Below are 18,205 nucleotides of genomic sequence, written 5' to 3' on the forward strand. Positions count from 1 at the left end.
CGTCGCGCCGAAGGATTGTCTGGGCAGCGGCAAGGCTGCCCATGTCTGAGTGATTAGAGCGAAGCCTTGATCTTTTCTGCGGCTTCCGGCGAGACCCAGTCCTTCCAGAGGGGCTCGTTGTTCTTCAGGAAGTATTTGGCGCCATCTTCGCCGGTTGCCTGGTTATCGGTCATCCAGGCGATCAGCTTGTTGACGGTGTCGTTGGTCCAGGCGCGCTTTTTCAGATAATCGATGGCAGGGCCGCCGCGATCGGCAAAACTCTTACTGATCAGGGTCTTTACATCGTCTGCGGGCCAGGCATTGGGCTTGGGATCAGCGCAATCGGCAACGGAAGTACAGCGCTTCCATTCGGCGGCATCATATTCCGTGCCGTAGCCGAGCTTGACCATCTCGTATTTGCCGAGCAGCGAGGTCGGCGCCCAATAATAGCCGACCCAAGCCTGCTTGCCTTCGTAGGCTTTGGCAATCGAGCCATCGAGACCGGCGGCAGAGCCGGTATCAACGAGCGTAAAGCCCGCTTTGTCGGCGCCATAAGCCTTGAAGAGTTGGGCCGTGACGACCGTGCCGCCCCAGCCTTGCGGCCCGTTGAAAACGGCACCCTTGCTCTTGTCTTCCGGCGCCGGGAAGAGTTCGGGATGCTTCAGGAGATCGGGAATGGTTTTGATGTCAGGATGGGCGTCGGCGATGTATTTGGGGATCCACCAGCCCTGGATCGCGCCGTCCGACAGAATTTTCGCGCCCTCGACGACCTTGCCGCCTTCAAGGCCGCGCTTGACGAGTTCCGGCTGGAGGCTGACCCAAGCTTCGGGCGCGACGTCCGGCTCTCCCTTTTCCGCCATGGAGGTGAGGGTGGGGACGGTATCGCCGCTTACGATCTCAGCCGCGCAGCCATAGCCTTCCTCGAGGATGATCTTGTCGAGGCTCGCGGCCACTTCCGCCGACTGCCAGTTCATGCTCGCGATGGTGACATTGCCGCAATCGGCCGCAAAGGTGGTTCCTGCGAGCATGGCGCCGGCTGCGAAAACGGTGGATGCCAAAAGTACTTTCATTTTTTTGTTCCCTCTGGTCACGGTGCATCCTGAACCCGGGCGCCGGCGGCACCGCGCGCCGGCCCTTGCATTGAGACTGTTTTAGGGCCGCGTCGGCCATTCTAGTTGCGCCAAAAAATGGCGCGTTAGAACCTTCTTTCAATGCTGTTTCAAATACGGCGTCGCTGATGGGACGGTGGAGCGGGTTCGGCGACGTCCAGTTGCGCTGTATGAGCAATACGACTGCGGATTGATCGGCGAATTCGCTGTCGCACTCGTCGACATCACGTTGTCGCCGCGTCCGTTCTCACGCCCACTCGGCAAGCAGGTTTTCACAACGGCCAGAAGTTTCTTGTTGGAAGTCAGATACTAATATATTACTTCCGCAGCAATGAGGGAAGCATGCGGTCGCCAATCAGGTCAGGCGCGCGACTGTTGACTCTTGCCGATGGAGAGCGGTGATGAATTCCCCATTCGGAAGCGCGCGCAAGAAGCGCTCCCTGCAGGGCGTGACGGTGCTTTCGCATCAGCGGGCCGCGGCGCCAAGAGCGGCAACCCTCGTCTATCATGCGCTTCGCGACACATCGTTTCGCTCCGCCGCAAGCCAATGGAATTGTTAAACGAGAAGGAGCCCGAAGCTGAGTTCGGCGTCAGCCGAACGCCGATCCGTGAAGCCATCCTCCGCCTTTGCGACGACGGACTCGTCGACGTCTTTCCGCAATCGGGCACGTTCGTGTCGCGGATTCCGCGCCGTGCGCTTTACGAGGCGATCCTCGTGCGCAAGGCATTGGAGGACACGACGGTTTCGATCGCGGTCGAGAAGATGACGCCGGTCGGGCTTCGAGCGCTGGAGCGCAATCTTGCCGATCTGGACGCCTGCCACCGCGACGGCGATGTCGCAACCTTTCACATCATAGACAATGACTTTCATAAGCTTATCAGCAACATCGCCGGCTTTCCCGGCATCTGGGCAATCATCCAGCAGGTCAAGGTTCACAGCGATCGTTATCGCCTGCTGACGCTGCCGCAGCAGGGGCGTCTGACGCGCGTCATCGAGGAGCATGCCGCCGTCATCGATTGCATGCGCAGTGGCGACAAAGATGGGGCGAGGGCGGCCATGGGGTTCCATCTCGGCAAGCTGCTGCACGAGGTCGAAAAGGCCGAGATGCTCGACCCGGCCTATTTTATCGAGGATGCCCCGACGATGCGGGCATCCGCAGGAGAGAAGGACAATTCCGATGCAGATTGATGTAAGGCACGCCTCCCACCCCGAAGCCGTCAAGGGGTTCGATACGGATACGCTGCGGCGTCATTTCCTGGTCGAAACGGTATTTCTGTCCGGCGAAATCAGGCTCACCTATTCGCACTACGACCGCATGGTTATTGGCGGTGCGACACCTGCCGAAACGGCCTTGGCACTTACGGCGCCGAAGGCGATCGGTCAGGATGTATTTCTGGCGGAGCGCGAACTCGGCGTCCTGAACGTCGGCAACTCCGGCTACGTCATCGTCGATGGCACCGCCTATACTCTGGCGAAGTATGATTGCCTCTATGTCGGCAGGGGCGCCGTCGATGTCAGCTTCGAAAGTGCTGATGCCGGCAATTCCGCGAAATTCTACCTCGTTTCGACGCCGGCCCATGCAAGCCACCCGACCGTGCTCCTGACGCGCGACAAGGCGCGGCATCTGACGCCGGGCGAGGCAGCGTCCGCCAACAAGCGTTCGATCTACCAATATATTCATCCGGACGTCTGCCAGTCTTGCCAGCTGACGATGGGCTTTACCAGCCTGGAGACCGGCAGCATCTGGAACACCATGCCGAGCCACACGCACGACCGGCGCATGGAGGCCTATCTCTATTTCGATCTCGACGCCGATCAACGTGTCTTTCATTTCATGGGCGAGCCGGGTGAGACGCGGCACATGCTCGTCGCCAACGAGCAGGCGATCATCTCGCCACCCTGGTCGATCCACTCCGGTGCCGGCACCAAGAACTACAGCTTCGTCTGGGCGATGGCCGGTGACAACAAGAGCTTCACCGACATGGACCATATCGCAATCGGCGATCTGAGGTGATGGCGATGCAGGCTCTTTTCGATCTCTCCGGCAAGATCGCCGTGGTCACCGGCGCCAATACCGGCATCGGGCAGGGGATCGCCGTCGCATTGGCTGGGGCCGGTGCGTCGATCGTCGCCGTCGGCCGCTCGTCGATGGACGAGACGGAGGCGTTGGTGGCAAGCGCCGGCGCGAAATTCCACGTGATCAAGGCCGATCTCGGCACGATCGAGCCGGCCAAGCCAATCGTTGCGGAGGCGCTGGAGCGCTTTGGTGGTCTCGATATCCTCGTCAACAATGCCGGCATCATCCGCCGCGCTGACGCGATCGATTTTTCCGAGGAAGACTGGGATGCGGTGATGAACGTCAACCTGAAGACGGCCTTCTTCCTGTCTCAGGCCGCTGCCCGTCACATGCTCGAAAAGGGCCGCGGCAAGATCATCAACATCGCCTCGCTGCTCTCCTTTCAGGGCGGCATCCGCATCCCCTCCTATACCGCCTCGAAGAGCGGCCTTGCAGGTCTGACACGCCTGCTTGCCTGTGAATGGGCCGGAAAGGGCGTGAACGTCAACGCCATCGCCCCCGGCTATTTCATCACCAACAACACGGCGGCACTGCGCGAAGATCCGGATCGCAACGCGAGCATCCTTGCCCGTATTCCGGCTGGCCGCTGGGGCGAGCCCGGCGATATCGGTGGTGCTGCCGTGTTCCTGGCGTCATCCGCATCCGACTATGTGCATGGTACGGTACTGCCGGTCGATGGAGGCTGGCTCGCGCGGTGAGCACTCCGAGCAATCGACAAGTGCGGCAAATGTTTCGCAGCAAAATGTTGACGATTTATCGATAATTTCTTATTGATATCGAAACCATATGGCGGAGGCGATTTTGTCGAACGTGGCGGCTGGTAGCTGGGACTTCTGGATCGATCGTGGAGGCACCTTCACCGATATCGTCGGGCGCGACCCCGCCGGCGCCCTGCACGCCCGCAAAGTATTGTCCGAAAACCCTGAAGCCTATCGTGACGCCGCCGTTCACGGGATACGACTGCATCTCGGCCTGACCTCTGGTGAACCGATTCCGGCAGGGCTGATCGGCGAGGTGCGCATGGGCACCACCGTCGCTACCAATGCCCTTCTGGAGCGGAAGGGCGAGCGTCTGGCTCTGGTGACGACGAAGGGTTTCCGCGATGCGCTGCGCATCGGCTATCAGGAGCGCAAGAAGATCTTTGCCACTGAGATCATCAAGCCGGAAGCGCTCTACGAGGATGTGGTCGAGCTGGACGAGCGTGTTCTCGCCGACGGTACGATTGAGGCAAGTCTCGATGAAGCTGCGACCGAAGCAGCACTTCGCGATCTTCGCGCCAAGGGCTACCGTGCCGTCGCCATCGTCTTCATGCATGCCTATAAATATCCCGTGCATGAAGCCGCGGCTGCCCGCATTGCCCGCGCCATCGGTTTTGAACAGGTCTCCGTCAGCCATGAGGTCTCGCCGCTGATCAAGCTCGTCGGCCGCGGCGATACGACCGTCGTCGATGCCTATCTGTCGCCTGTGCTTGGCCGCTACGTGCGGCAGGTGTCGGATGAGCTTGACGTGGCAAGAACCGGTGCGCGCGTCATGTTCATGATGTCGTCGGGCGGCCTGACGGCCGCCGATATGTTTCAGGGCAAGGACGCGATCCTGTCCGGCCCGGCTGGCGGCGTGGTCGGTCTTGCCAAGACCGGCGAGCAGGCAGGTTTCGGCCATGTGATCGGCTTCGACATGGGCGGCACTTCGACAGACGTTGCGCATTTCGATGGCGAATATGAGCGTGCCTTTGAAACGGAAGTCGCCGGCGTTCGTGTTCGCGCCCCGATGATGCTTATCCACACGGTGGCGGCTGGCGGCGGTTCGATCCTGCATTTCGAGAGCGGCCGCTTCCGTGTCGGGCCTGACTCTGCCGGCGCCTTTCCGGGGCCGGCCTGCTACCGCAACGGCGGGCCGCTCGCGGTGACCGATGCCAATGTCATGGCGGGCAAGCTGCTGCCGGATTTCTTCCCGGCGATCTTCGGTCCGCACCAGGATCAGCCGCCCGATGTCGACACGGTACGGCAGAAGTTTGCCGAACTGGCAGCGGAGATCGGTGACGGGCGCAGCCCGGAAGAAGTGGCGGACGGGTTCATCCGCATTGCCGTTGCCAACATGGTCGAGGCGATCAAGAAGATCTCCGTTCAGCGCGGCTATGACGTCACGCGGTATGCGCTCAACTGTTTCGGAGGCGCCGGCGGCCAGCATGCCTGCCTGGTCGCCGATGCGCTCGGCATGAAGAGCATCCTCCTGCATCCCATGTCCGGTCTGCTATCGGCTTATGGCATGGGCCTTGCCGATATCCGCTCTACACGCCAAAAGGCACTTGGCCTGCCGCTCGATGCGACGGCACCCGCAGCAATGGCCTTACTCGGCAGGGAGTTGCAGGGCGAGTGCCAGCCGGAACTGGTGGCACAGGGCGTCGAGGCCGGCAAGATCAAGACGGTATTGCGCGCTCATATCCGCTACGCCGGCACTGATACACTGCTCGCCGTCGAGTCTCAGTTCCCGCAGGATGATGATCCGGTGCGCGTTCGCAAGGAATTCGAAGTGCTGCACAAGCGCCGCTTCGGCTTCGTTGCCGAGGACAAGCCGCTGGTCGTGGAGGCCGTCGAGGTCGAATGCATCGGTGGTGCGGCGGCCGAAATCGATGTCGACCGCGGTGAGGCGGGCGAGGGCGAGGCTTCGCCCATCCGGCGAACCACCTTCCATTCGCTGGGCGACCGTCATGATGCGGCGGTGGTTTTGCGCGATCATATTCTGCCCGGCCAGACCGTGACCGGTCCAGCCATCATCATCGAGCAAAACCAGACCATTGTCGTGGAAGACGGCTGGCAGGCGAAGCTGACGAGGCGCGATCATATCGTGCTGACCCGCATCAAGGCCCTGCCGGAACGCACGGCGATCGGCACCAAGGCCGATCCGGTCATGCTGGAGATCTTCAACAATCTCTTCATGTCGATCGCCGAGCAGATGGGGGTGACGCTGCAGAACACGGCCTATTCCGTCAACATCAAGGAACGGCTGGATTTCTCCTGCGCCGTTTTCGATGCGGAAGGCAATCTCGTCGCCAATGCGCCGCATATGCCCGTCCATCTCGGTTCCATGGATGCGTCGGTGGCGACCGCCATCCGCGAAAATCCGGTCATTCATCCCGGCGACGTCTTCCTGATCAACGCGCCCTATAATGGCGGTACGCATCTGCCTGACCTCACGGTCTGCACGCCGGTCTTCGACGATGCCGGAACGCGCATCCGCTTCTGGGTGGCAAGCCGCGGGCACCACGCCGACATCGGCGGTATTTCGCCAGGCTCGATGTCGCCGCTGGCCACGCATATCGAGGAGGAAGGCGTCTATATCGACAATTTCAAACTGCTCGATCGCGGCCATCTCCGTGAGGATGCCCTTGCCCATCTCCTGACTGGTGCACGTTATCCGGTGCGCACGCTGGCGCAGAATCTCAACGACTTGAAGGCGCAGGTTGCCGCCAATGAAAAAGGCGTCGCGGAGCTCAAGAAGATGATCGCGCTGTTCGGCGAAGACGTGGTCGACGCTTACATGGGCCATGTGCAGGATAATGCTGCCGAAAGTGTTCGCCGCGTCCTCGACCGGCTGCCGGATGGCGAATTTTCCTATGAGATGGATCAGGGCTGCAAGATCGCCGTCAAGATTTCGATCGACCGGGAAAAACGGGAGGCGACGGTCGATTTTACCGGAACGTCGCAACAGCGGCCTGACAATTTCAACGCACCGGCACCGGTGACCCGCGCTGCCGTGCTCTATGTCTTCCGCGTGCTGGTCGAGGCTGACATTCCGATGAATGCCGGCTGCCTGCGGCCAATCCGTATCGTCATCCCCGAGGGCACCATGCTGACGCCCAAATATCCGGCGGCCGTCGTCGCGGGCAATGTTGAAGTCAGCCAGGCCGTCACCAACTGCCTGATCGGCGCCGTCGGCGCCATGTCGGCAGCCCAGGGCACGATGAACAACCTGACTTTCGGGAACGACAAATACCAATATTACGAGACGATCTGCTCCGGCGCTCCGGCTGGCCCCGGCTTTAACGGTGCGGACGCCGTGCATACCCACATGACGAATTCGCGATTGACCGATCCGGAAATCCTCGAGAGCCGTTTCCCGGTCGTGCTCGAGGATTTCCATATCCGGCCGAATTCCGGCGGTCACGGTCAGTGGCATGCCGGCAACGGCACGCAGCGCACGATCCGCACGCTGGAAAAGCTCGAATTTGCCATCCTCTCCGGCCATCGCCGCGTCGCGCCTTTTGGTCTGAAAGGCGGCGAGCCGGGCCAAATCGGCCGCAACTACGTCCGTCGCAATGACGGCACGATCGATGAGCTGAGCGGTGCTGCCCATACGGTGCTGGAGGCCGGCGAAGCCTTCACCGTCGTGACGCCTACCGGTGGTGGATATGGTGTGCCTGGCGGCGATGTTGGTCATGGAGGCTTTGATGGCTGACGGCCAGGAGCAGAAGCCTGAGCGTAATCTGATCGTATCCTCCGCTCATCTGGCGGTCGGGAGCTCGCCCGCTCTCTCCGAACTCGAATACGGTTCGATCCTCTTTTCGCATGCCTTCAATCGCTGGATGGTGCGCTGCATGGCGGCGGCGGGCGTGCCTGGCCTGTCGCCGGTCGAGATCCTGATCATCCACTCGGTCCGCCATCGCGACCGGCCGAAGACCTTGTCCGATCTCTGCCTTGTGCTCGACATCGAGGACACGCATGTCGCCAATTACGCCGTGAAGAAGCTTGAGGCGGCGGGGCTCGTCGAGACCGGAAAATCCGGCAAGGAGAAAGTGATCCAAGTCACCGACAAGGGCGTGGAGGCATTGAGGCGCTATTCGGAAATCCGCGAGCGCCTGCTGGTCGAGGCGACGAATGTTTCCGGCCTCTCGCAGGACGATCTTTCCAATATCGCCGGCCACCTGCGCGCCCTTTCAGGCTACTACGAGCAGGCGGCGAGGTCGGCGGCAACCCTGTGAGGGATTTGACCGCATTTTCCTGAAAGATGATGCTCCGCCACTCTGCGGCGAAGCATCATCATCGATCAAGTCCTCAGTTTTTGACGGTATCTTCCAGGAAGAAGCGGCCGAGGGGATTCTGATAGAAGTTGTCGATGTTCTTGCGCGCGACGTTGATGTAGGGGCTGTAATAGAGATCGATCCAGTTGACGTCGTCCTTAGCCATCTTCTGCAGGTCGATATACATCTGTTCGCGCTTCTTCGGATCGAGCTCCAGGCGCGCCTTGGCAACCAGATCCTTTACCGCATCGTTCTTGTAGTTCGTCATGTAGTTGTTGTTGGAGTCGTGACCGAGCACGAAGGTTGTCTTCTGGTCGGGGTCGAGAATGTCGTTGGTCCAGTAGTTGACCGAAATGTCGTAATCGCCGGCAACCGTCATGTCCCATTCCTGGCTTGGGTCGACCTTCTGGAGTTTGGCGGTAATGCCGGCCTTGGCAAGCTGTTGCTGCACGAGAACGGCCGTCTGTTCATCGACTTCGTCGCCGGCGCGGATCAGGTAGTTGAGCGTCAGGTTAGAGACGCCGGCGTCGGCCAGCATCTTCTTTGCCTTTTCTGGATCGTAGGGGCGTTGCAGGTTGTCGGCGTAGTGATAGAGAGCGCCATTGGGGATATAGGAATTGGCAACCGTGCCCTGGCCGAAGGTGACGGCATCGACGATCGCCTTCTTGTCGATTGCCAAATCGAGGGCCTGGCGCACTTCCTTCTTACCCAGATCGCCATGCGCATGGTTGATCAGAAGATGGTCTTCGCGCGTCGAGGCATCGGCAAGCACGTTGAGGTTTGCATCCTTCTTCAGCTCCTCGACACGCGAAAAGGGTACGAAGATCGCAGCATCGAGCTGGCCGGCCTGCACGTTCAGCATACGGGTATTGTCGTCAGGCACCGAGATCCACTCGACGCCGTCGAGCTTCACCCGGTCCGCCTGCCAGAAATTCGGGTTCTTCTTGAGGATGATACGGTCGCCGCGGCGCCATTCTTCAACAGCAAAGGCACCGGAGCCGATCGGTTTTTCGCCATAGGCCTCTGCACCCATGGATTCCATGGCTGCTTTGGATATGACGGAGGCATTTGGCAGCGCCAGCGTCGATAGGAACGGTGCCGACGGGTGCTTGAGCTTGATCGTCAGCGTATGCGGGTCGGTCGCGACGGCGGTATCGATCACCTTGTAGGAATCGCTCCAAAGCGAGGCCGGATCGTCGCGGATACGCAGCAGACTGTAGGCGGCGTCTTCTGCCGTCAACGGTGAGCCATCGGAGAACTTCGCGTCGCGGATCTTGAAGACATAGGTCAGGCCATCATCGGAGGCGGTCCAGCTTTCAGCCAGGCCGGGCTCCAGCTTGGTGCCGGTCTTGTCGACGCGGATCAGCACGTCATAGACGTTGGAGAAAACCCAGTTGTCGATGTTCTGCGCCGTCTTGATCGGATCGAATGTCGTCGAATCCTCGCGGCGCCCGATGGTGAGCACGCCGGCGGCCTCGGCATAGGATGCGCTGAGCGTCAGGCCTGCCAACAGGGCGGCAAGTCCAATTGATTTCCATCTGCTGATCATGAGTTCGTTCCCTTCGTTGTTATGGCATGCGTTTGACGAACTGGGCCGGCATCGACTGAAAATCGTCGCTGGAGCCTGCCCCGCCGAGAAGCGGTTTGTCCGGATCGATATTGGGAATGGCGGCAATCAGCGCCGCGGTATAGGGATGTTTCGGCCGCGCAAAGACTTCCTCCGATCGGCCCTCCTCGACGATCTCGCCGCGATACATGACGACGACGCGTTCGCAGAGATTTCGCACGATCGCGAGATCATGGGCGATGAACATCAACGCCAGGTTCATCTTTGCGGTGAGCTCCCGGAAGAGCGCGATGATCTGCGCCTGGATCGTCACGTCGAGGGCGGCAACACATTCGTCGGCGATGATGAGCTTCGGATCGACGGCGAGCGCCCGGGCAATACCTGCGCGCTGGCACTGTCCGCCGCTCATGCTGCGGGGCTTGCGATTGGCAAACTCCCGTTCCAGACCGACCAGATCTAGCAACTCGCCGATCCGCTTCGAAATGGTCGCGGCCGGCACCTTGCCCTGCACTTTCAGCACTTCGGCAAGCGTCTGGCCGATCGTGAGCCGTGGATTGAGCGCGTTATAGGGGTCCTGGAAGACCATGGCCGTCTCGCGCCGCAGCTTTGCCAGGCCGGCGGCCCGCTGCTGCGCGAGGTCGATACCCTTAAAAGAGACATGGCCCGAAGAGATCGGCGTCAGCCCGAGAACGGCGCGTGCAAGCGTGCTTTTGCCGCTGCCGGATTCGCCGACAATGCCGATGGTTTCGCCCGGCATGACCTGCAGGCTAACACCGGAAACCGCGCTTACGGTCTTGGCACTCGACTCGAACAGGCTGCCGCCGACCTTGAAGCGCACATGCAAGTCATCGATTTCGAGAAGTGGCTTGATCGGCACCGTGGATGGTGCCGCTTCCGAGATCGGTCCGGCTGCCTCGTCCGGCATGGAAGGATGGCTGTTGATCAGGTTGATCGTATAGGCGTCCTGCGGTCGGGACAGGATAGTGCGCTTTGGCCCCTGTTCGAGCAGCTTGCCGGCGCGCATGACGGCGATGCGGTCGCAGGTTTGCGCGACGATGCCGAGATCGTGGGTGATGAGGATGATCGACAGGCCACGCTTGTCGCGGATCTCCAGCAGAAGCTTCAGGATCTGCGCCTGGATCGTCACGTCGAGTGCGGTCGTCGGCTCGTCAGCGATCAGGACCTTCGGATTGCAGGAAAGCGCCACGCCGATCATGGCACGCTGGCGCATGCCGCCGGAAAACTCGTGCGGATAGCTGTCATACTGGCGCACGGGATCAGGAAAGCCGACCTGAGTCAGGATCTCGATCGCCGCTGACCGCGCTTCCTTGGCGCCGAGACGCTGGTGATAGCGGATGCCCTCGCAAATCTGGTCGCCGATGCGCATGACCGGATCGAGATGGCTCGTCGGGTTCTGAAAGATCATGCCGATCTCGCCACCGCGAACCTCGAGCATGTCGGTATCGCTTGCGGTCGTCAGATCCCGCCCTTCGAGCAGGACGGTGCCGCTTTCGATCTTGATCAGCGAAGAGGGCAAGAGCCGGACGAGCGAGCGGCAGAGCAGGCTCTTGCCCGACCCGCTTTCGCCGACGAGGCCGAGGATTTCGCCCTTGGCAAGATCGAGCGAAACGTGATCGATCAGCGTTCGTGCGCCGCCATCGAGATGAACCTTGACCGTCAGGTCGCGGACGGAAAGTACTGACGCGCTCATTCGTGAACTCCGAGAAGTTCGCCGAGCGCATCACCCAGCATGCTGAAACCGAAGGCGAGGCAGACGATGGAAAGGCCGGGGAAAAGCGTGATCCACCAGGCCGTTGTGATGAAGCTCTGGCCTTCCGCGACCATGACGCCCCATTCGGCAATCGGCGGCTGCACCCCGAGGCCGAGATAGCTGACGGAGGCACCGCTCAGCAGTACCAGTGTCGCATCCGACATGGAAAAGACGATGGAGCCGGCAATGGCATTCGGCAGCAGGTGACGGAACATGATCCTGAAACGGCTGAAGCCGAGACTGACGGCGGCAACCGCATAGTCGCTGTTCTTTAAGATCAGCATCTGCGAGCGGATGAGGCGAGCATAGGAGACCCATCCAACCAGAGCCATGGCGATATAGAAGCTGCTGAGGCCGGGGCCGAGAATGGCGATGATCGATAGCATCAGGACGAGGAAGGGAAAGGCGAGGATGATATCGACGAGGCGCATGAAAGCCGCATCGACGATGCCGCCGAAGAAGCCGGCGATGGTGCCGACCGTCGTGCCGATCAGGAACGGGAAGATGACGCCGATGACGGCGATCTGCAGATCGATCCGCGCCCCCCAGATGACGCGAGACAGGATGTCCCGGCCGAAATTGTCCGTACCGAAGAGGTGGGCAAATGATGGTCCCTGCAGCCGCACATCGGCATTCTGCAAGATCGGATCAAAGGGCGCGACCAGTGGCGCCGCCATTGCCAGAAGCAGAAAGAACAGAAGGATGCCGGCGCCGATGCCGAGCGTCGGGCGGCGGCTGATGAGACGACGCCAAGCGGCCGGGGACGGTGCAAAGGTCTCGAGACTCATAGCTTCACCCGCGGATCGACGGCGACGGTGACGATGTCGGCGATCAAATTGACGAGCACGGTGGCACAGGCGAATGTCATGGCCACGCCCTGGACCACCATATAGTCGCGCGAGAAGATGGCGCGCACCAGCAACTGCCCCATCCCTGGCAGAGCAAAGACGCTCTCGACGACGACAGTGCCGCCGATCAGCCAGCCTATGTTGACGGCGAGAAGATTGATGGTCGGCACAAGAGAATTGGGCAGCACATGCCGCCAGAAGACAATACTTTCGGGCATGCCGCGGGCGCGGGCGGCCGTCGCAACGTCAGATTTCAAGGATTCGATCATCGCGGAGCGCAGGCTGCGGGTCAGTACAGTCGATAGCGACAGTGCCACCGTCAGGCTCGGCAGGATGAGATGGGAGAGTTTGTCGGTGAGTGTCGTGCCGTAGCCGGATACCGGCAGGACGCCGAGTTCAACGCTGAACAGAATGATCAGCATGAGCCCGAGCCAGAAAGGCGGAAAGCCGATCCCGAATGTGGAGATGACACGGACCGCATGGTCGGGCGCGCGGCCAGCGTTGCGCGCGGCAATCGCCGACATCGGCACGGCGATCAGGATCGACAGGATGACGCTTGTCAGCACCAGTGCGATCGTCGGCTCGATGCGGGTGGCGATCAGTTGCAGGACATCGATCTTGTAGAGGATCGACTTGCCCATTTCGCCGTTCGCAAGGTTTTTGAGGAAGTAGAAATATTGCAGCCATATCGGCTGGTCGAGGCCGTATTGAGCACGGATATTGGCAAGTGCCGTCGGTGTGGCGCGCGTGCCGAGAATATTGCGGGCGGGATCGCCGGGGATCAGTCGTACCAGAATGAAGGTGATGACACTGATGCCGAAGATGACCGGCAGAAATTGAACCGGCCGGGTCAGGATGAACCTATAGCGATGCATGATGGCGCTCGCCCCCTTGTCGTCGTCGGGTTCCGATCACCTTACCTCGCATCAGCTTGCCCTGTGCCGCGATAGAAAATCGACCAATGCAGGAAAATAATCATGCGGATTTTCGTAGAACGGCATGTGACTGGCATTGGCGAACACCTTGAGTTCGGCATCCGGCAACGCCAGTTTCATGCGCAGCGCGCAGGCCGGCGTCAACTCGTCATGTTCGCCTGTCGTGATCAGTACCGGCGTCTTTATCCGCGGCAGGTCGGGAATACGGTTCCAGTCCTTCAGATTGCCGATATAGAGAAATTCGTTGGGCCCCTGCATGGTCTGGTAAGGACCCATGTTCCAGTCGTCGAGCGAGCGGCGCACGGGTAATGGCCATTCCTGCAGGCGGCAGACGTGGCGATAATTCAGGATCGTCACGGCCGCAAGATATTCCGGATGATTGTAGGTGCCCTGGGCTTCGTGCTTCTGCATCATCGCCACCGTTTCAGCCCCGAGGGCGGCGCGCAGCCGCTCGAGTTCTGAGATCAGATGCGGCATATCGGCGACGGTATCTTCGAGGATCAGCGTCTGCAGGTTTTCCGGATAGGTCAGCGCGTAGTCGATCGCCAGCCACCCGCCCCAGGAATGGCCGAGCAAATGCACCTTGCCGAGCCCGAGCGTCTTGCGGACGGTCTCCGTCTCCTCGACATAGCGGCCGATGGTCCAAAGCGATGCATCTGTCGGTCGGTCTGAGGCGCCGGTGCCGAGCTGATCGAAGGCAACGACGCGGTAACCCTTGTCGATGAGGCAGGAATGGGCGTCGCGTAGATAATCGCAGGGCAGGCCGGGGCCGCCGTTCAGGCAGAAAACCGTCTCATTGCCGCTTCCGAAGCTGTAGGCAACCACCTTATAGCCGTCGACTTCGATTTCATGTCGCGCCTCAGGCTCGATTTCACGCCACATTGACCGCTCCGGCAGAAGATTTTGCTTGCTCAATAATTGGGCATGGCTAAATTTTTACCGTAAACCTCAGTCTTTGCCAGCTATAAGAAGTGATAGGTGGGGAACCACCGGGAGCCTGCCATGCTTGACGCAATCGGAACGATCAGACGGCAATTCTCAGCGCATCAGACGCTGGACGGGCGCATCGATCAGGTTTTTGCCGCCATGAAGGAGATCGGGTTCGAAGCCTTGATCTACGATTATACGCCAGTGCCCTACGATCTCGACGGGGGGATCATGATCCCGTCGCTCTTGAAGCTGCGCAACATCTGCGAGGACATGCGGGAATATTGGTTCGACCGCGGCTATTTCCGTATCGACCCGGTGCAGCAGGTAGCCGTGCGGACATCGGCTCCTTTCTTCTGGAACTACGACAGAGACGCCGACACCCTGATCAACCGCTTCATGAGCGACGATACGGCGCCGGTTACCCGCTTCCTGAACGAGCGTCATATGTCGACGGGTGTGACGGTGCCAGTCCATATGCCGCGCGGTGATTATGCGACGGTGACGGGCATCCGCTTCGGCGCCGATAGCGGGTTTGAACACCACGCCCTGCGCTACATCGCCGACTTCAATCTGCTCGCCCATGTCTTCCACGAGGCTGCCTATTCGCTTTTCGACGCAAATGCGCTGAGCGTCGGCAAGATTCGGCTGACCGAGCGGGAGCGGGAGTGCCTTGGCTATTCCGCCGAAGGACTCTCGGCCAAGGAGATTTCACGCATCATCAATCGTTCGGTGCCGACGGTCGTCATGCATCTCAATGCAGCTGCCAAGAAGCTTGGCGCCCGTAACCGCACACAGGCCGTCGTGCGGGCCACGCATTACCGGCTGCTGGAAGAGCGCCCATCCTATAACTTCTGATAGCTGCCTTCGGCTTTTCAGCCACGTTATGGTTTCCATCATCGCGCTATAGGATGGAGATATCAGTGGCCGCAGTTTCGACGAAGGAAGGTTTTCTGCCGTTTCGTGAATACCAGACTTGGTATCGCATCACCGGCTCGCTCGATGCGGTAAAACTGCCGCTTGTCGTCGCCCACGGCGGCCCGGGCTGCACGCATGACTATGTCGATTCCTTCAAGGGAATTGCCGAACTCGATGGCCGCGCCGTCATTCATTACGATCAACTCGGTAACGGCAATTCCACCCGCTTGCCTGAAAAGGGGCCTGATTTCTGGACGCCGGCGCTCTTCCTCGAAGAACTGGATGCGCTTCTGGAGCATCTTGGAATCCAGGATCGCTATGCTTTCCTCGGCCAGTCCTGGGGCGGCATGCTGGGCGCCGAACATGCGGTACGCCAGCCCAAGGGCCTGAAAGCGCTGGTGATCGCCAATTCGCCAGCCAACATGCATACCTGGGTCGCAGAGGCAAACCGCCTGCGCGAGGAGCTACCGCGGGATGTGCAGGATACGCTTCTGAAACATGAGCAGGCCGGCACCATCACAGACCCTGAATATATCGCCGCCTCACGCGTGTTCTATGACCGGCATGTTTGCCGTGTCGTGCCTTGGCCTGCGGAAGTCGCGCGCACATTTTCGACCATGGATGAAGACAATACCGTCTATCGCAACATGAACGGCCCGACGGAATTCCATGTCATCGGCACCATGAAGGACTGGACGATCGAGGATCGCCTGCCGCTGATCGAGGCGCCGACGCTTGTGCTCTCCGGCAAATATGACGAGGCGACCCCGCTCGTGGTCAAACCCTATGTCGACCGCGTGAAGGGTTGCGAATGGGTGCTGTTCGAGAACTCCAGCCACATGCCGCATGTCGAGGAAAAAGAACTTTGCCTCGATATCGTCTCGGCGTTTCTCACCAGATACGATTGAGGTCAATCGCTGTTTCCTCAGGTGATCGGACAAGGCATCATCGCGCGCTAGCTAGGGGGCCAGGCAGGCGGTTCGGCATGTCTCCTGGCCCTCGCATCTGGCCTTACCTGAGACATTGCCGCGAACGCTCACCTTGCTGTTTGCACCTCGCCAATCGCTATCACCTCCGTCTGAAAGCCTGTGAAGAGCTCCAGCGGACATCTGACGAGCGCCACGACGGCTCCATCGGGCCAATCACCATGAATTGTCGCACTCGCTGGACATGATGGGGCCAGAGGTTTAGTACGGCTTCTGCAAACCGGTCGCAGCCCACCCGGTTCATCAAAACAAGGGATCTCGAAATGAAAGTACTTGTCGTCTGCTCAGGCGGACTTGATTCCATTTCGCTCGCTTACAGGATGGCGGCGAACAAGCAACTCATCGGCCTCATCTCCTTCGACTACGGCCAACGGCACGTCAAAGAGCTCGAATTTGCCGCACTCTGCGCGCAAAGGCTCAATGTCCCGCATGACGTCATCGACATAGCCAATGTCGGCAAACATCTGACGGGGTCTGCGCTGACGGACAATGTCCAGGTTCCCGACGGCCACTACGCCGAGGAAACGATGAAGGCGACGGTCGTTCCGAACCGAAACGCTATCATGTTGTCGATCGCCTTCGGACTGGCTGCTGCTCGTCACGCGGACGCCGTGGCGATTGCGGTCCATGGCGGAGACCATTTCATCTATCCCGATTGTCGGCCAGGATTCATTTCCGCGTTCGAGGCCATGCAACAGCATGCCCTTGAGGGATATGCCGATGTTCGATTGCTTGCCCCATATGTGAACGCAGCGAAGGCCGATATCGTCATCGACGGCGCCAGGAACGGAACGCCGTTTGAAGAGACATGGTCCTGCTACAAGGGTGGGCGTCTCCATTGCGGACGATGCGGAACATGCGTCGAGCGTCGTGAAGCCTTCCATCTCGCCGGTGTGGAAGATCCGACCGCCTATGAAGATCCAGACTTCTGGATTGCTGCGACGAGCACCTTCAAGGCAGAAGAGGCGAAGTGATGTACCGAATCACCAAGGAGTTTCATTTTTCGGCCTCGCATCAACTGTCGCACCTCCCCGATGACCACCAATGCGCGCGTTTGCACGGACATAACTACATCGTTGAGGTCGAGCTTGCTGCCGCCGAACTGAATGAGGATGGTTTTGTCCGCGATTATCACGAACTTTCCCCGCTCAAGCGGTATATCGACGAGACTTTTGACCATCGCCACCTCAACGACGTTTTGGGCCATGACAGAGTAACGTCTGAGTGGCTTGCCAAACACTTTTATGACTGGTGCAAGCAGCGCCTGCCGGAGACCTCCGCCGTCAGGATCAGCGAGACGGCGAAAACATGGGCGGAATATCGCCCATGACGACAAAGGAAACACGGATCCGCGTTAGCGAGATATTTGGACCGACGATCCAGGGAGAAGGCCCGCTCATAGGACTTCCGACTATTTTCGTGCGGACGGGTGGCTGCGACTATCGCTGCGAATGGTGCGATACCCTGCACGCGGTCGATAGCGTCTACCGCGATGAATGGACGCCGATGTCAGTCGATGAGGTCTGGTCGGAAGTAGAACGGTTGTCCAAAGGCTGTCCGCTGACGATCTCCCTTTCGGGTGGAAACCCGGCGATCCAGCCGCTTGGATCGCTGATCGATCGCGGAAAACGCGATAGCTATCAATTCGCCTTGGAAACGCAGGGATCAATGGCCCAGGACTGGTTTGCAGCGCTGGACCACTTGATACTCAGCCCGAAACCTCCGTCCAGCCAAATGAGCTTCGACCTCAATGCATTGAAGGATTGCGTGGCGGCGGCAGGCAATGGCCCCAGGATCGCAATGAAGATCGTTATATTTGATGAAGCCGACTATGCCTTTGCGAAATGTGTCGCAGAGAATTTCAAGGCCTTTCCCGTGTTCCTGCAGCCCGGTAACCACACGCCGCCAACGGGAGAGAAGGACCCGATCGATCTTGAAGGAATATTGCAGCGCATGCGATGGCTGGTCGAAAGGGTGACCGAGGATAAGTGGTTTGACGCGCGCGTTCTCCCGCAGCTTCATGTTCTCCTCTGGGGAAACATGCGTGGCGTCTGATGCCATCGGCGTCAG

The 18,205-nt window shown here is 59.9% G+C and carries 17 protein-coding genes; 11 read left to right on the forward strand and 6 right to left on the reverse strand.

The features are described from left to right. Positions 1–53 precede the first annotated feature (53 nt). Positions 54–1,049, reverse strand: a complete 996-nt coding sequence (locus FHX15_RS27375; RefSeq protein WP_184401493.1) for an ABC transporter substrate-binding protein — start codon at positions 1,047–1,049, stop codon at positions 54–56. Between the two features lie 440 nt (positions 1,050–1,489). Here FHX15_RS27375 and FHX15_RS31195 point away from each other — a divergent pair, with 440 nt between their 5' ends. The 6 genes from FHX15_RS31195 (at position 1,490) to FHX15_RS27400 (ending at position 8,144) form a co-directional block, all read left to right on the forward strand. Further along, positions 1,490–1,648 carry a hypothetical protein gene (locus FHX15_RS31195; protein ID WP_246779107.1) on the forward strand — a complete coding sequence of 53 codons (159 nt, stop codon included), beginning with the start codon at positions 1,490–1,492 and terminating at the stop codon, positions 1,646–1,648. Further along, positions 1,636–2,277: a GntR family transcriptional regulator gene (locus FHX15_RS27380; RefSeq protein WP_246779108.1), complete on the forward strand. Its 642-nt coding sequence runs from the start codon at positions 1,636–1,638 to the stop codon at positions 2,275–2,277. The genes FHX15_RS31195 and FHX15_RS27380 overlap by 13 nt, the downstream gene beginning before the upstream one ends. Continuing rightward, entirely contained in the window at positions 2,267–3,103 is an 837-nt protein-coding gene (kduI, locus tag FHX15_RS27385; RefSeq protein WP_184401494.1) for a 5-dehydro-4-deoxy-D-glucuronate isomerase, read from the forward strand. Before FHX15_RS27380 ends, kduI begins: the two co-directional genes overlap by 11 nt. Positions 3,104–3,108: 5 nt before the next feature. Beyond that, entirely contained in the window at positions 3,109–3,864 is a 756-nt protein-coding gene (gene kduD / locus FHX15_RS27390) for a 2-dehydro-3-deoxy-D-gluconate 5-dehydrogenase KduD (RefSeq protein WP_184401495.1), read from the forward strand. 88 nt (positions 3,865–3,952) lie between these two features. Continuing rightward, positions 3,953–7,621, forward strand: coding sequence for a hydantoinase B/oxoprolinase family protein (locus FHX15_RS27395; protein ID WP_184401496.1), 3,669 nt, complete (start codon positions 3,953–3,955; stop codon positions 7,619–7,621). Beyond that, positions 7,614–8,144 (forward strand): winged helix DNA-binding protein, encoded by a 531-nt coding sequence (locus FHX15_RS27400; protein WP_184401497.1) that lies wholly within the window; start codon positions 7,614–7,616, stop codon positions 8,142–8,144. The genes FHX15_RS27395 and FHX15_RS27400 overlap by 8 nt, the downstream gene beginning before the upstream one ends. Before the next feature lie 73 nt (positions 8,145–8,217). On the opposite strand, the gene FHX15_RS27405 is transcribed toward FHX15_RS27400, so the two are convergent. From FHX15_RS27405 to FHX15_RS27425, 5 genes are read right to left on the reverse strand one after another with little or no spacing between them, the layout of a single operon-like run. Beyond that, a complete protein-coding gene (locus tag FHX15_RS27405) occupies positions 8,218–9,732 on the reverse strand; it encodes an ABC transporter substrate-binding protein (protein WP_184401498.1) in 1,515 nt (504 codons plus the stop codon). A gap of 19 nt (positions 9,733–9,751) precedes the next feature. Further along, complete coding sequence (locus FHX15_RS27410) at positions 9,752–11,461, reverse strand: dipeptide ABC transporter ATP-binding protein (RefSeq protein ID WP_184401499.1); 1,710 nt, start codon at positions 11,459–11,461, stop codon at positions 9,752–9,754. Continuing rightward, positions 11,458–12,309 carry an ABC transporter permease gene (locus FHX15_RS27415; protein WP_184401500.1) on the reverse strand — a complete coding sequence of 284 codons (852 nt, stop codon included), beginning with the start codon at positions 12,307–12,309 and terminating at the stop codon, positions 11,458–11,460. The genes FHX15_RS27410 and FHX15_RS27415 overlap by 4 nt, the downstream gene beginning before the upstream one ends. Next, positions 12,306–13,244 (reverse strand): ABC transporter permease, encoded by a 939-nt coding sequence (locus FHX15_RS27420; protein WP_184401501.1) that lies wholly within the window; start codon positions 13,242–13,244, stop codon positions 12,306–12,308. Before FHX15_RS27420 ends, FHX15_RS27415 begins: the two co-directional genes overlap by 4 nt. A gap of 51 nt (positions 13,245–13,295) precedes the next feature. Then, positions 13,296–14,186, reverse strand: a complete 891-nt coding sequence (locus tag FHX15_RS27425; protein WP_184401502.1) for a proline iminopeptidase-family hydrolase — start codon at positions 14,184–14,186, stop codon at positions 13,296–13,298. Positions 14,187–14,306: 120 nt separating this feature from the next. Between FHX15_RS27425 and FHX15_RS27430 the strand changes: the two genes are divergently transcribed. The 5 genes from FHX15_RS27430 to queE all read left to right on the forward strand — a co-directional run bounded on the left by FHX15_RS27430 (position 14,307) and on the right by queE (position 18,190). Then, positions 14,307–15,089, forward strand: a complete 783-nt coding sequence (locus FHX15_RS27430) for a helix-turn-helix transcriptional regulator (protein ID WP_184401503.1) — start codon at positions 14,307–14,309, stop codon at positions 15,087–15,089. 53 nt (positions 15,090–15,142) lie between these two features. After that, complete coding sequence (locus tag FHX15_RS27435) at positions 15,143–16,057, forward strand: proline iminopeptidase-family hydrolase (protein ID WP_210290876.1); 915 nt, start codon at positions 15,143–15,145, stop codon at positions 16,055–16,057. 341 nt (positions 16,058–16,398) lie between these two features. Next, entirely contained in the window at positions 16,399–17,109 is a 711-nt protein-coding gene (gene queC, locus FHX15_RS27440; protein ID WP_184401505.1) for a 7-cyano-7-deazaguanine synthase QueC, read from the forward strand. Then, positions 17,109–17,465, forward strand: coding sequence for a 6-carboxytetrahydropterin synthase QueD (gene queD, locus FHX15_RS27445; protein ID WP_184401506.1), 357 nt, complete (start codon positions 17,109–17,111; stop codon positions 17,463–17,465). The genes queC and queD overlap by 1 nt, the downstream gene beginning before the upstream one ends. Next, positions 17,462–18,190, forward strand: coding sequence for a 7-carboxy-7-deazaguanine synthase QueE (gene queE, locus FHX15_RS27450; RefSeq protein WP_246779109.1), 729 nt, complete (start codon positions 17,462–17,464; stop codon positions 18,188–18,190). The genes queD and queE overlap by 4 nt, the downstream gene beginning before the upstream one ends. Positions 18,191–18,205: the final 15 nt, after the last annotated feature.

It is taken from the genome of Rhizobium sp. BK650 (genome assembly GCF_014195325.1).
GTDB lineage: Bacteria > Pseudomonadota > Alphaproteobacteria > Rhizobiales > Rhizobiaceae > Rhizobium.

Excerpts from the sequence above, each read along its gene's own strand:
- FHX15_RS27375 (WP_184401493.1), bottom strand. The coding sequence starts at position 1,049 with ATGAAAGTACTTTTGGCATCCACCGTTTTCGCAGCCGGCGCCATGCTC.
- FHX15_RS31195 (WP_246779107.1), top strand. The coding sequence starts at position 1,490 with ATGAATTCCCCATTCGGAAGCGCGCGCAAGAAGCGCTCCCTGCAGGGC.
- FHX15_RS27380 (WP_246779108.1), top strand. The coding sequence starts at position 1,636 with ATGGAATTGTTAAACGAGAAGGAGCCCGAAGCTGAGTTCGGCGTCAGC.
- kduI (WP_184401494.1), top strand. The coding sequence starts at position 2,267 with ATGCAGATTGATGTAAGGCACGCCTCCCACCCCGAAGCCGTCAAGGGG.
- kduD (WP_184401495.1), top strand. The coding sequence starts at position 3,109 with ATGCAGGCTCTTTTCGATCTCTCCGGCAAGATCGCCGTGGTCACCGGC.
- FHX15_RS27395 (WP_184401496.1), top strand. The coding sequence starts at position 3,953 with ATGGCGGAGGCGATTTTGTCGAACGTGGCGGCTGGTAGCTGGGACTTC.
- FHX15_RS27400 (WP_184401497.1), top strand. The coding sequence starts at position 7,614 with ATGGCTGACGGCCAGGAGCAGAAGCCTGAGCGTAATCTGATCGTATCC.
- FHX15_RS27405 (WP_184401498.1), bottom strand. The coding sequence starts at position 9,732 with ATGATCAGCAGATGGAAATCAATTGGACTTGCCGCCCTGTTGGCAGGC.
- FHX15_RS27410 (WP_184401499.1), bottom strand. The coding sequence starts at position 11,461 with ATGAGCGCGTCAGTACTTTCCGTCCGCGACCTGACGGTCAAGGTTCAT.
- FHX15_RS27415 (WP_184401500.1), bottom strand. The coding sequence starts at position 12,309 with ATGAGTCTCGAGACCTTTGCACCGTCCCCGGCCGCTTGGCGTCGTCTC.
- FHX15_RS27420 (WP_184401501.1), bottom strand. The coding sequence starts at position 13,244 with ATGCATCGCTATAGGTTCATCCTGACCCGGCCGGTTCAATTTCTGCCG.
- FHX15_RS27425 (WP_184401502.1), bottom strand. The coding sequence starts at position 14,186 with ATGTGGCGTGAAATCGAGCCTGAGGCGCGACATGAAATCGAAGTCGAC.
- FHX15_RS27430 (WP_184401503.1), top strand. The coding sequence starts at position 14,307 with ATGCTTGACGCAATCGGAACGATCAGACGGCAATTCTCAGCGCATCAG.
- FHX15_RS27435 (WP_210290876.1), top strand. The coding sequence starts at position 15,143 with ATGGAGATATCAGTGGCCGCAGTTTCGACGAAGGAAGGTTTTCTGCCG.
- queC (WP_184401505.1), top strand. The coding sequence starts at position 16,399 with ATGAAAGTACTTGTCGTCTGCTCAGGCGGACTTGATTCCATTTCGCTC.
- queD (WP_184401506.1), top strand. The coding sequence starts at position 17,109 with ATGTACCGAATCACCAAGGAGTTTCATTTTTCGGCCTCGCATCAACTG.
- queE (WP_246779109.1), top strand. The coding sequence starts at position 17,462 with ATGACGACAAAGGAAACACGGATCCGCGTTAGCGAGATATTTGGACCG.